Here is a 12,701-nt window from a genome sequence, read left to right as displayed (position 1 = left end):
CGCTAAGAAACCGTCGGAATTTTCTACGTGGCGGCTTGGGAAGCGTTGCTACGGCCTCAGTGTTTCCAAGTTTGTTGACGGCTTCGGTGGAGGGGCAGCCAAAACAATTTTCAGAAAAACCGGCGCTTGACAAACACCGGAACCTGTTCAACGGGGATACCTGTGTTTATTTTTATAATCCTGAACGCTGGCAACCCGAAGATTACACGCTGAAAACGTTGGTCAACCCCCGCACCGGCAAGATGAGCACCCGGCCAACGGCGGTAGGCGGCCCTTTCCAAGCTAAAGCCATACATCGTTATGTGGACGAACTGGCCGACAACGGAATCGACACCTTTGTGATCAACGCCAACGCCAACCGGGCCTGGTATCCCACCAAAAAATTCCCCAGCATTCTCGACGGTTACCGACGCGGTGACCGGGAGTTTTTCAGAGGCCACGCCATCTGCCAGGGCATCTCGGAGCCCGAAGCCGTGGAAGAATTCCTGGATAATTTCTCCCGTTTTATGGACCGCTATCAGGACCTGATCGACGCGGGCGTGGACTGGCTGGCGGAAACCTCTAGAGCCTGCCGTCGACGGAAAATCTCACCCTGGGTCAGCATCCGGATGAACGACATGCACGGCAGTCGGAATCCGGAAGGCAGCTTTTTCAATCATCCGCTGTTCAAACAGAAGGAAATGCGGCTGCAGTCGGCTTATTACGGCCTGCAAAACCGGCATGACCGGGAGGGCTTCAATTACGAAAAATCGGAGGTCCGGGAAATGATGTTTCAGCAGATTCGGGAGGTGGTGGAGGATTATGACTTCGAGGGGTTGGAGCTGGACTGGTGGCGCCAGCCGCTCTGCTGCGAACCCGGCGCTTCCTCCGCGACGATTGCTATGATGAACGACTGGTTCCGGCAGATTCGGAAACTCACGCAACGGCAGGCGAAGAAAACCGGCAAACCGTATCCGCTGGGAATGCGCATCCCGGGTGACCTCGACCTGTTGAAGGCCATTGGCCTGGATGTGGTCACACTCTGCCGCGAAGGCACCCTCGATTTTGTCATTCCGGCGGGTTTCTGGGCTACGACCTGGGACATGCCGCACGACGAACTGCGACAGCGTCTGGGCAATCGCGTGACCATCTACGGTTCTGTGGACGACGGTGCCAACACATTGCCGACGCAGAACGAGTCGGGAACGATCAGAGAGCGAATGCGGTATATCGGAGCCTGCCCGGAGATTGAACGGGCCAACGCGGCCGGAAAACTGGCGATGGGTGCGCAGGGGATCGAGTGGTTCAACTTTTTCTCTTCGGACCAGAATGCAACACCGGGCTTCCGGGCCGACTATACCGCCCTGCGCGACATTGACAAGCTCGATTTTTTACGGGGTAAACCCAAGCAGTACTGTATGAGCACCGCCGGAAACTTTTCGAATCCGACGCCCTTCGAACTACCCGCCCTGCTGCCCGCCAGCATCGACCCTTTTTCGCAGCGGCCGTTCCGGCTAGCCATGTGCGCCGAGCCCGCCGACCGAAATCTGGAACTGGTGGTACAGGTGGTGCTGAAAGCCGGCAACCCTCCCGCCTACCTGGCGGTTTCGGTCAACGGCTGCTGGCCGAACCTCACGAGCGAGTCCAGTCAGAAACTGCTTTTTCCCTGCGGCCCCCTGACCCACCATATCCCCGACCACCTGGGATATAATTACCGGTTTCCGGTTTCGCTGCTCACCGACGGCTGGAACCGGATTGTGGTTGAAAACCAGAGCAAAGAACTCATCACGGTAGCCGCCATCGAACTGGCCGTTCGGCCTAAAACCGTGTAAGGCCCCACCGGACCAGTTCCCGACAATGATGCACGGTCAACGGCAAGTAAGAAAAGAGCTTTATCTGCTGCTTTGTCTGTTCTTCGGCCTCTTTCGGGCCGACGCACAGGCGGTGAAATGGGACAGCACGGTGCGGCCGGATATTTACAAAGCGCGCGTGGATTTGTTCCGGTCGCTGCCGCATTCACGCAAAGATGTGGTGTTTCTGGGCAACAGCCTGACCTTCTGGGCCGACTGGAGTGATTTGCTGGGCAACTCCCGGTACAAAAACCGGGGCATACCGGGCGACATCACGTTCGGGGTTCTGGAACGGCTGGATGAAGTAATTCAGGGGCGCCCTGCCAGTGTGTTTATTCTGATCGGTATCAACGACCTGGCCCGGCAGATTCCCGATTCGGTTATTCTGGCGAATTACCGCCGGATGGTTCGCCGGCTCAAAGCGGCTTCGCCCCGGACGCAGATTTTTTTTCAGACGCTACTGCCCACCAATGAGGGCTTTGAGAAACTCAAAAGCCATTACAACCGCGAAGACCACATCCGGTTTCTAAACAATGCTCTGAAGGCAATGGCCCCGGCGGAGGGTTTTGCCGTGATCGACCTTCACCCGCACTTTGCCGACGAAGCCGGAAAGCTCAGGAGAGAGTATACCTGGGACGGCGTTCACCTGACGCTGGCGGGCTACCTGAAATGGGCGGAGGTGCTCAGGGCCGGCCGGTACATCCGATGACGGAGTCAGGCATTCAGGCCCCCGTCCATCAGAATGTTCTCACCGTTGATGTAGGCACCCGCCCGCGAGGCCAGTAGCACGATCAGCCCTTTGATGTCGTCGGGATTGGCCATGCGTCGCAGGGGTACTTTTCTGGTGTAATTTTCCAGAAACCGTTCCGGCTGGTGGTTGAACAGCCCGCCGGGGCTGATGCAGTTGACGCGCACGTTTTTGCCGGCCAGCACCTGGGCCATGTATTTCGTCAGGTTGAGCAATCCGGCATTGTGAAAGAAATAGTCTGGGGGCGGGGTGCCCATCGCAGTGCCATCGTAGTTGGAAAGGTCCGGCCCGAACATGCCCATCATCGAACCGATGTTGATGATGCTACCCCCTCCGCTCTCCACGATCAGGTCGGCCATTTCGCGCAGAATGTCCATCGAACCCGTCGCATTGACCCGCATCGATTCGGCAAAATCCTCAATCGGTGCATCGTAGCCTTTCATGGGTCGGGAAACCGCATTGTTGACGAACACGTCCAGCCGCCCGAACTGCGAGCGGATCTGCTCCTTCAGCGTCCGAACCGAAGCCGGATCGCCCTGATCGACCTGCAGGGCGTACACAGTCAGCCCCTGCGCCCGAAACCGGGCGGCCACCTCTTCGCCGGCCGCTACATTCCGGGATGCAATCAACACCGTCGAATCCGCTTCGGCCAGCCCTTCCACGATGCACCTTCCATAATTGCCGGCCCCGCCCGTTACCAGGCTGATGGTATTTTTTAAACTTAGTAACTCTTTGACATGCATACGAATAGACGGTTTTGGATGGACCTACGTCAGCCAGCCCATTCGGTCCCAGTGGGGGAGGTTCAGAAACTGCGGGTCGGGATAGGCCAGATTCCGGGCCCGGGACATAATTTCGGGCGCCAGCCCGGGGCCGTTTACGGCCGCCAGCGCCTGATGGAGATACGCCGGCTTATCGATGCCGACTAGGATGGACGATACTTCCGGAAAGGCCAGCGCAAACCGGACCGCCAGCGTCGAAAGGTCGGGAACGGGTTCCAGAACCAGTTCATCGAACTGCCGGATATGGGTTTCGACCTCCGCCAGCGCCGGGTGCAGCCGGCGGCCCCTGCTGGTTAACAGACCCTTCATCAACACCGACCGAATGACGATGCCGACGCCGTTTTCCCTGGCCAGCGCAAACAGGGCCGCCTGCCGCTGGTCCATCAGATTGAAGGGCAGCTGAACCACATCCCACACGCCGGTTTCGATGGCTTTTCGGGTTTCCTCCACCGAATAGGTAGAAACGCCCGTGCTCCGGATCACACCCTGTGCTTTCAAGTCTGCAAAGACGGCCGGAATCTCTTCGTTCTCCAAAATACCGAGGTCGGCCTGATGGAGCATGAAAATATCCACGTAATACGTCTCAAGGGCCGTCAGACTCTCCAGCAGCGAGGTACTGATGCGTTTTTTCAGGGTGGCGCCGTCCGGCAACCGGCCGTCCGGGTCCCGCAGGTGGCGGCATTTGGTCTCGATCACCACCTGCCCGCGCCGGTCCCGGAATGCTTTGCCCATGATGGTTTCGCTGGCGCCGTACAGCCGGGCCGTATCGAAAAAATTGACACCGGCTTCCGTGGCCGCGTGAAGCAGCCGGATCGCTTCCGGTTCCGTCGGCATGTCGGCTTCGCTGTTAACGCCGATGCCGTACGGCATTCCGATTTCAACCCCGCCGAAGGCCAGTTCCGAAACCGCAATGCCGGTGGTTCCCAGGTCTCTTTTTTTCATCTGTAGCCGCCCGATGCCGGCTGAACGGTCGCCGTTTCTTTATGGAACCGACTAACTAGACCCTGGCAGTAGGTGCTTACGCCCACGACATCGGCCCCAACACTGACAAATTTGTAACCCATGCCGACAAACTCCTCCAGCCGGTCGATGCTGCCGGTTGTGGCCGCAAACTTGCCGTGCCGGACGCAGGCTTCGGCCACGCGCCTGCGGGCATCTTCGAGTCGGGGGTGGTTCCATTCGCCGGGGGCGCCGATGGCCTGGCTGAAATCGCCGGGACCGAAAAACAGCATATCCACGCCTTCGAGAGCGGCAATTGCGTCCAGCTCATCGAGGGGCTCAGGATCTTCGATCTGGAGTACGACAAACCGCTGCTGATTGGCCTGCCGGAGGTATTCGCTGAAATTCAGGTTGGTATACAGCCCGTCGGCGCTGCCGCCGTCGATGGCGCGGAGGCCGATCGGGTGAAACCGGGTCATTCTGACCACGTTTCGGGCGTCTTCCACGCCCATGCAATGCGGCACCAGGATTCCGGTGGCATCAAGTTCCAGCGGTTTGACGTAATCGCTGTAGCTGCCGCGCGGCACCCGAACCATGAGGTCGGTATCGTGTGCTTTGGTGGCCCAGACGTGCGCGCTCACCACCGACCAGTCCTGGGCCAGATGCTCCCGGTCGATCCAGACGCAGTCAAAACCCGACAGGGCGGCCAGTTCAGACGCCTGACCGTCGCCGAAGTTGACCTTGAAACAACTGACTACTTCACCGGCCCGCAGCTTTCGCAGGACCCGGCTTTCGCGCATCTTCATGGCAATTAGCGGTTTATAATGTTTATCAAACCGTATTTAACGAACGCGTTTCCTGGTTTTGCTCAGACCCGCTGCAAACGCATCGGATACACTTTATTCGCATTCCACTGGCAAACGTACACGTTTTCATCGGAGTCGACGCACACGTCGTGCGGGTGAACGAACACCGGCTCAGCCTGGGTCTGCGGCTGTAACGAACCGTCGGAATAAACCGGCGCGGTTCCGCCCGGCGTCGAGATAACAGTATCGTTTTCGTCCAGAATAGTGATATACCCCGACCCGAAATTCCGGTTGGTGGTTGAGCGGAAGACGGCGGCAAACACGTACGGGCCGTGAATAACCGGCCGACAGACAAAGGAACCGGGCAGCGGAATGGTGCCGAGATATTCTCCCTCCAGCGTAAACCGCTTGAGGGCGTTGTGGTTCCGGGACGTAATCAGCAGCGTTGGCTGACCCGGCTTCCGGGTGTCGAGCGCAATGCCGTGGACACAGTCGAACTGCCCGTCGGTATCGCCCCGACCGCCCCAGTGCCGGATGTATTCCCCCCGGCCGGTATACTGTATGACGTATTGCAGGCCGTAGCCGTCAGTCACGTAAAAATCGCCGTTCGGGGCAAGGGCGGTCTGGGTGGGCAGAAATTGGTCGGCGGAGGTATACTGGGGCACTTCTTTCGGATAGTCCAGCACCATCACCACCCTCCCCTGTAGGGTGGTTTTGATGACCTGATGGCGCTCGATGTCGGTAATAAACAGAAACTCCTCGCCGTTTTCGTTCGACAGGGTCAATCCGTGGCCGCCGGGGTAATCCGTGCCCCAGCAATCCAGCAGCCTGCCCGACCGGTCGTAGATCAGGATATTGTTGCGGGTTTCGTTGGTCAGCAGAAAAATTCGCCCGCGGGCGTCGATGACCATTTCGTGGCAGTCGTTGACCGGCCGGATTGCCGGATCGAGTGTTCCCCAGTCCGGGAAGACCCTGTACCGGTAGCTGCCGTGGCCGATAACGAGCGTTTCTGAAATCATGCTACAAACTCAGTTCGGTTTTCAGTTTCTGCTGGTAGGCCGCCTTGGCCTCAGTATCCTCCTGCGCGGATTTTGCCCAGTAAATCAGGCCGATGGCCTTCCGGGTGCGGTTGGCGCTGCGATTGGCCTCCGCCCAGTGAATCGTTAGAGAATGATGAACGAGCAGGTCGCCCGGGCCGGCCGGGAACGCCACCGCCTTGGCCTGATCATCTTCAGTCCAGAAATCCGTAATGCCCTGCGAAAAGCCGAGCGTCCGGGTCCGGCCGTGCGGGCGAACGCCGTGCAGGTGCGAACCGGTTATGTATCGGACGCAGCCATTTTCGGCATCTACGTCTTCCAGAGCCAGCCACATCGTCACGGCTTCGGCCGGCTTCAGCATGAAATAATAGTTATCCTGATGCGGAGGAGTCGGTTTGCCGATTTGGGGGGGTTTATTGAAATACTCCAGCGTTTTGGGAAGCACCTCATCCTCCAGCAGCATTTCGGCAATCTCCTTGAATTTACTCTGGTTCAGCAGCGTATCGAAATAGGCGTCGTACTTCTGCATATCGATCAGCTGCTTGAGGGTCGTCGGGTCGGTCTTATCTTCGTAAAAAACCTGCTCCCGGGGCATACGGTCCACTTCGGTATCGATGAAGTGGTTCACCTTTTCGTTGAGTTCACGGACTTCGCCGGCCGATAAAAACCCGGGCAGGAAAACATACCCATCGGTCCGGAACGACGCTTTTAGAGCTTGGTTGTCAAAGGTTTCCATAGGGATAGAAAAGGGTTGAGTCGTTTATCCGGGTTGATGAACCGGGCTCTCTACGCCGGTTTTCAGCAGCTCCGTCAGTTTCTCGCGGATTGTTTCTTCGGCCCCCGGTTCGAGAAAGCTCGTCCGGCAGCGCCAGGTTTCATACCCTCCGCGCTCGATTTCGTGCGCGGGCGGCACGTAGCCGATATACCCGTTGGCCATCGTAATGGTGAAATAAGCGGAACGGTTCTGCTTCAGCCTGAGGCCGGTTTCGGCAAAGAACTCTCCACCCAGGGCACCGATCCGGCCCTCGCCGATCTGAAGGGCCTGCACGGGAAAGAGGTTTGTGTCGGGATATTCGTTGAGGAGTACCTGCTCGCGGGCGTAAATCCGGCGCAACACGTCCATGTCGACCTGCTGAATCGCTTTATACTGCGTATCCGCCACCAGTCGTCTGGCGGCTTCCAGTTCCTCACCCGTCGGTTTACGAACCCCTGCGGCCACTTCGGCATACTCCGCGGACAGAGCCGGGTCGGCCTGCCAGGCAACGGTCTTCAGGGCATCAAACACCTTTGCGGCAATATCTTTTCCAATCAGCTCGCTTTTGGCGAAGTGCTCTTTCGGATAGCGGTCGGGATCCAGAAAATCCCAGATGTTGGCCTCTCCGCTGGTGCCGTTGCTCATCATGCCGACGAAGCCCGAATCCGCGCCCAGCAGCCGACCGATCTCGGCGGAAAATACGCCAAAGTAGTCGGCCGTGATGGTGCCGTTCTCCCAGTCGCCAACGTAGTGCAGGGAGTAGTTCGCCAATAGGCTGATCCACCGGTCGTCCAGCCCTTTGACGGCCAGGAAACTTACCTGCGGATCGACCGGGGCCACCCGGCGGTCAATCTGCTGCTCATCGCCGAACGGGTTGGTTTTCACGCCGTCCAGACCGCCGGTCACGGGGTTTTGCGCCTGGTAGCCTTCCTTCATGAAAAACCGGCGGCAGACCACATGTTCGGGCACGTCCACGGCCCCGAAACCGATCCGGGCCGGACGCAGCGTCTGCAAAGCCGCCCGGACCGATTCGACTAGCAGACCCGGCAGTTTCTGCCGGTACGGCAAATCGGCCGCCCCCAGCAGCAGGCTGGCTACGGAGCCGGCTGCGTGAGTATGCGTGGCCGCGATCAGGACATTTTGCGGCAGCAAACCCGTCTGCGATTGAATACGAACCTTCACCTCATCCAGCAGGTCTTTCGGCATGGCACAGATATCGACGATCACGATGGCAACCGTCGTGTCACCCCGTTGCAGCACCAGCGCCCTGGCGTAAAGGCTGTCGTGAATGAATCGGGCGTAATGGGTAATGAAGTCCCCGTTGATCAGGGTTCCCGGCGGGGGTGTGATGTCTATCTGTGCCGCGCCGGCCCGAAAATCATGCGCTTCCATGACTGCTACTGTCGTTTAGCTCCAGGCCCGGCGTAAAAACCGCAGCCAGTTTCCGTGAAAAATATTGTCGATATCGTCGGGCCGGTAACCCCGTTTTGCCAGAATGGCTTCGTATTTCCGCAAATCGGCAATCGAGTTCAGGTCCCAGGGTGATTGTTCGGTTCCGAAAATACCGTCCAGATCGCTGCCGATGGCTACGTGCCGGCTGTTCCCGGCGATCTGGCAGATGTGATCCCAGTGATCGACGAGGTTTTCCAGCCGGATGTTCAGTTGCCAGGGGTCAGAGACGGTGTCGATAAACCGGATGTCCATGGCCCAGCAATCCAGCATCCCGCCAATGACCGCGTCCCGTTCGATGAGCCGTCTGATCTGGTCGTCGGTCAACTGCCGCTGCGTCGGAACAAGGGTCCGGACGTTGTGATGACTTGCCCAGACCGGCCCCTGATACCGCTCCAGGGCCTGAGCGAACCCTTCGTCGGTCAGATGGGTCACGTCCAGAATCAGGTTCAGCCGGTCCATTTCCTTCAGCAGCTCCAGCCCCAGGGGGGTAAGGGGGCCTTCCATACGGGTCCCCGGCGCGTAGCGGCCCGGCCCGAAATGCGAAAGGCCGAGCGCCCGCAGCCCGTAATCGTAGGCCCGGTGCAGATACGAAATATCCACCAGCGAGTCGGCCCCTTCCAGGCTGAGGATATACCCGACCGGCTTCCGTTCGTCGGGCAGTCCGTCGTCGTTCCAGAGCGCCAGGTGCCGGTCCAGTTCGGCCAGGTCGGTGATCTGGACCATCTCGCCGAGGGCTTCCATCTCCCGGTACCAGACGAGTTGCGCCTGCGTCATGGCCCAGGCCTGCTGGGGGGAGTGCCAGCCGGGCAGCGAGCTGCCTAAGGGCGTCACCCGCGACAGTTGGGTGGCCACGACGAGGCCGATACCGCCTTTCCGCAGTTCCGGCAGGCAAACCGTGCCCCGGCCCCGATCGGGCTTGTCGCGCATGCCCATCTCGCGCTGCCGGATTTCGGCGAGCGGGCGGGTCAGGTCGCGGTTCCATTCCAGCGCATTCATCGCCAGATCGAGGTGGGCATCGACGATCAGACGCCTATTCATAAACGACCGGTTGCTTGGCCGCCGGTTCCGGGGTTTCTTCGTAATTGAACGGGTATTTGCTGATCAGCAGCCTGATCTGCTGACTGAACTCCCGAAACGACTCCTCCCAGCGCCCGGTTTCACTCTGGTCGTAATCATAAAAGCCTTTCCGGGTCACCATGCCCAACCCGCCCTGCTGCACAAGTTCCTCAAAAAACCGGGGAATATGCCGTGATTTCGCAAGTTCGGGAAACAAATCCTGCATGACCACGCCGTAGATAAAAGCGCCCATCAGGTCCATATACCGGAAATGACCGCTGAACGGCAGGTAATAGCCGGGATCGTTGCGGCAGGCGCGGTCGATGTCCTCGACGGAGACATACCCGTTTTCAAGCAGAAAAAACGCTTCCCGAATCATGGCGCACAGCATCCGGGTACGGATGCCGAGGTCGCTGTAGACGACGTACGGGTCTTTCTGCCAGCGTAATCCGGCCTTCGTGTTCAAATCGTTGACTAGCCGGCGGTCGGTGGTGTCGTTGGCGATAATTTCCAGAAAGAAGGTCATGTCGGCGGGTTCGGTCCAGTTGACGCCGACGATGCGCCCGGGGTGCAGGGCGTCCCGCTGAAGACTGCTCAGGGGAATGCTCTCCGTATTGATGCCAATCAGGGCATCCGGGGCCAGCACCACTTCCAGTTGCCGGATCAGCGCCCGTTTCTGAAACTCGTTTTCGTCCGTACAGGCGATTACCAGATTAAAATCTCCCACATCCTCCAGCCGGTCGGCCACTTTGACGGAGCGGTCCAGCTCCTTTATGTTCAGCGTCTGGGGGGAAACCGGCGCGCACTCGGCCGTCTCAAACCCGTTGCCGGCATATACCGTCACCGGATGGCCTGCCTGCCGTAAACACGCGATAATTCCCCGGGTTGATCGGCCCCAGCCCGTCACTAAAATGGCGTCTCTCTGAGTAATTGTATTCCCCATGATAATAGCATTAACAGGCGGATCGCGCGAATCGCCTTCAGTTCTTGATCGCTTCCAATGCCATGCTTTCCAGCACTTCCCGGACCGTATCGACAGCCTGGTCGATGTCGGCTTCGGTATGAGCCGCGCTGATATACCACAACCCCCGGCCGATCACCCGGATGCCCCGGTCGTGCAGTCCGGCGATGAACCGGGTCATTTTTACCTTGTCGTAGGCTAGCGTCCCACGGTAATCGGTGACAATTTCCAGATCGGTAAAACCGGTGTGGAACATCGGCCCGAGCCCCTGCACCAGCAGATTCTGGTCCATTTCGGCAGCCGCAGCCTGCAACCCTGCCATCAGCTTCCGGCCGAGCCGGTATAGCCGCTCGTAGGGCTGCTCCCGTTCCAGCACCCCGATGGTGGCCAGGGCGGCCGCGACACTCGCATTGCCGGCGTTCATCGTTCCCGCATGAATGACCCGGGCTTCCTCGATCAGCTGCATCCACTCCCGTTTGCCCACAATGGCGCTGATCGGGTACCCGCTGGCGATGGCTTTGGCGAAAATGGACAGGTCGGGCGTGATTCCGAAATGCTGCTGTGCCCCGCCGAGCGACACCCGAAAGCCGGTGATTACCTCGTCAAAAATGAGCGCCATCCCGAACTCATCGCACAGGTCGCGAAGGCCCTGCAGAAAGCCGTCCTGCGGCAGAATACAGCCGTTGTTGCACATGATCGGTTCGGTGATGACAGCGGCCAGCTCGTGATGGTGTTCGGCTACGGTCTTCCGCACGAGCTCCAGATCGTTCCAGGGCAGGATGATGAATTCGTCTCGGGCGTGATCGGCCAGCCCGGCGCTCCAGGGAAATACAGTGGGGTTTTCCCGCTCGCCGAGGGCGTCGGGCGAGGGCGTCGAAAGGCCCCAGGCCACGTTGTCGAGCCAGCCGTGGTAGTGCCCTTCAAAACGCAGGAACTTGGCCTTGCCGGTTTTGGCGCGGGCCACGCGAAATGCCGTCTGCACGGCTTCCGAACCGTCGAGGCAGAACCGCATTAGTTCGGCGGAAGGAATCAGGTCGGCCAGCTTCTCGGCCAGTTTGATTTCCCGGATGTGCTGTCCGGCAAAGAGTTGCCCCAGTTCAGAGTATTCGTTGATGGCCCGCAGGACTTCCGGGTGCGAATGTCCCAGCAGCAGCGGTCCCTGGCTTAGCGTAAAGTCCAGATATTCATTGCCATCCACGTCGTAAATCCGGCTGCCCTGGCCGTGGGTGTAAAAGAGTGCGTGCGGGTGATTGTACCTGCGGAACTCGGACGAAACGCCCCCGGCCAGTACTTTTCTGGCCCGTTCGAGCAGGGCCGCTGATTCGGTGTAGTGTGTCATAGCAGAATTCAGCCGATTCGCGGGTCGGTCCGGAACGGATACCGGGCGGCCAGTTGAAAAATATCCTTGTTAAAAACTGCAAAGGCCTTGTCCCATTCCCTTGCTTCCTCTTCAGTGTATTCGTAGAGGCCCTGTACACTCTGCGTCCCCCGCAACTGCTTCTCCATCAACGGCTTCATCAGTTCCGGAACGGCTTCCGAGTTGGACAGCAGGGGAAATATACGCCGGAATATTTCCGGGTAATCCTGCAAACCGGTATAGTCCATACGCCGGAAAATCCCCATCATTGTCATCCAGGACCCTGAGTCGTAGCGAAAGGCTTTGTCGATGTTGTCCATGCTGGCAGCGCCCGTTTCCACAAGGTGAAAAGCTTCCCGATAGATGGCGTACATGAGCCGGTTAGTGACGAAACCGCGAATGTCTTTTCGCAGCAGCGTGGGTTCCTTTTGCCATTGATGCGCCAGCTCAAACGCCCAGTTGGCCCGTTCCAGTGAAGTCTGCATGCCGCACGTAATCTCCATAAACCGGGTCATATAGGCCGGTTCGGCCCAGTGAATGCCCATGAACCGCTCGGGGTTCGGCACAAACCGCTGGAGCATACTGATCGGTATAGCCGAGGTGTTGCTGGCAATCACGGCATCTCCGGCAACCGCATCGGCGATTTTCCGGTAGACGGTTTGCTTGACGGCGATCTTCTCCGTCACACACTCCAGCACGAGCCGGCAATCGTGCAGGACGCCGTAATCCCCCGAAACCGTCAGGCGGGCCAGGCAGGCTTCCAGCGGCCGGGACAATAAATCCGCTTCTTCGGCGTGTCTGATCTGGTTCAGAATCCGGTCCGACGCGCCGGCCAATTCATCCGGCAGCGGGGCAACGGCTTTCACCGGATGCCCCGACAGCAGCAAGGCGGCCACGATACTGCTGCCCATCAATCCCAGTCCGACCACACCGACGCTGATCTCCTCTGGTTCCATTATCTCATCCATTCGGCGAACGGT

The 12,701-nt window shown here is 59.0% G+C and carries 12 protein-coding genes; 2 read left to right on the top strand and 10 right to left on the bottom strand.

The genetic code is table 11. The features are described from left to right. Positions 1-242: 242 nt before the first annotated feature. Complete coding sequence (locus DX909_RS26020; protein ID WP_229311199.1) at positions 243-1,811, top strand: hypothetical protein; 1,569 nt, start codon at positions 243-245, stop codon at positions 1,809-1,811. Positions 1,812-1,836: 25 nt separating this feature from the next. Next, positions 1,837-2,538: a GDSL-type esterase/lipase family protein gene (locus DX909_RS26015; RefSeq protein WP_206513055.1), complete on the top strand. Its 702-nt coding sequence runs from the start codon at positions 1,837-1,839 to the stop codon at positions 2,536-2,538. 5 nt (positions 2,539-2,543) lie between these two features. Here the strand turns inward: DX909_RS26015 and DX909_RS26010 are convergent, their stop codons facing one another. From DX909_RS26010 to DX909_RS25965, 10 genes are all read right to left on the bottom strand, one after another. Further along, on the bottom strand, positions 2,544-3,320 hold the full coding sequence (locus tag DX909_RS26010) for an SDR family oxidoreductase (RefSeq protein WP_128548174.1): 777 nt from the start codon (positions 3,318-3,320) through the stop codon (positions 2,544-2,546). Between the two features lie 24 nt (positions 3,321-3,344). Beyond that, positions 3,345-4,301 (bottom strand): aldo/keto reductase, encoded by a 957-nt coding sequence (locus tag DX909_RS26005; RefSeq protein ID WP_128548173.1) that lies wholly within the window; start codon positions 4,299-4,301, stop codon positions 3,345-3,347. Beyond that, the gene (locus DX909_RS26000; protein WP_128548172.1) at positions 4,298-5,104 is read right to left on the bottom strand and encodes an HpcH/HpaI aldolase family protein; all 807 of its coding nucleotides are present in this window, start codon (positions 5,102-5,104) and stop codon (positions 4,298-4,300) included. The genes DX909_RS26005 and DX909_RS26000 overlap by 4 nt, the downstream gene beginning before the upstream one ends. Positions 5,105-5,166: 62 nt before the next feature. Continuing rightward, positions 5,167-6,123, bottom strand: coding sequence for an NHL repeat-containing protein (locus DX909_RS25995; protein ID WP_128548171.1), 957 nt, complete (start codon positions 6,121-6,123; stop codon positions 5,167-5,169). 1 nt (position 6,124) lies between these two features. Next, positions 6,125-6,877 (bottom strand): phytanoyl-CoA dioxygenase family protein, encoded by a 753-nt coding sequence (locus tag DX909_RS25990; protein ID WP_128548170.1) that lies wholly within the window; start codon positions 6,875-6,877, stop codon positions 6,125-6,127. 24 nt (positions 6,878-6,901) lie between these two features. Next, positions 6,902-8,287 carry a neutral/alkaline non-lysosomal ceramidase N-terminal domain-containing protein gene (locus DX909_RS25985; protein ID WP_128548169.1) on the bottom strand — a complete coding sequence of 462 codons (1,386 nt, stop codon included), beginning with the start codon at positions 8,285-8,287 and terminating at the stop codon, positions 6,902-6,904. Positions 8,288-8,302: 15 nt separating this feature from the next. Beyond that, complete coding sequence (locus DX909_RS25980) at positions 8,303-9,385, bottom strand: dipeptidase (RefSeq protein WP_128548168.1); 1,083 nt, start codon at positions 9,383-9,385, stop codon at positions 8,303-8,305. Further along, positions 9,378-10,346 carry a 3-hydroxyacyl-CoA dehydrogenase family protein gene (locus DX909_RS25975; protein WP_128548167.1) on the bottom strand — a complete coding sequence of 323 codons (969 nt, stop codon included), beginning with the start codon at positions 10,344-10,346 and terminating at the stop codon, positions 9,378-9,380. Before DX909_RS25975 ends, DX909_RS25980 begins: the two co-directional genes overlap by 8 nt. A gap of 37 nt (positions 10,347-10,383) precedes the next feature. Further along, entirely contained in the window at positions 10,384-11,703 is a 1,320-nt protein-coding gene (locus DX909_RS25970; protein ID WP_128548166.1) for an aspartate aminotransferase family protein, read from the bottom strand. An 8-nt stretch (positions 11,704-11,711) separates the two neighbouring features. Continuing rightward, entirely contained in the window at positions 11,712-12,689 is a 978-nt protein-coding gene (locus DX909_RS25965) for a 3-hydroxyacyl-CoA dehydrogenase family protein (RefSeq protein WP_229311198.1), read from the bottom strand. Between the last annotated feature and the right edge of the window lie 12 nt (positions 12,690-12,701).

The sequence above is a fragment of the Larkinella soli genome (assembly GCF_003703975.1).
Classification (GTDB): domain Bacteria; phylum Bacteroidota; class Bacteroidia; order Cytophagales; family Spirosomataceae; genus Larkinella; species Larkinella soli.
The sequence above is the reverse complement of the archived record's forward strand: the minus strand, read 5'-3'. Positions and strand labels throughout refer to the sequence as shown.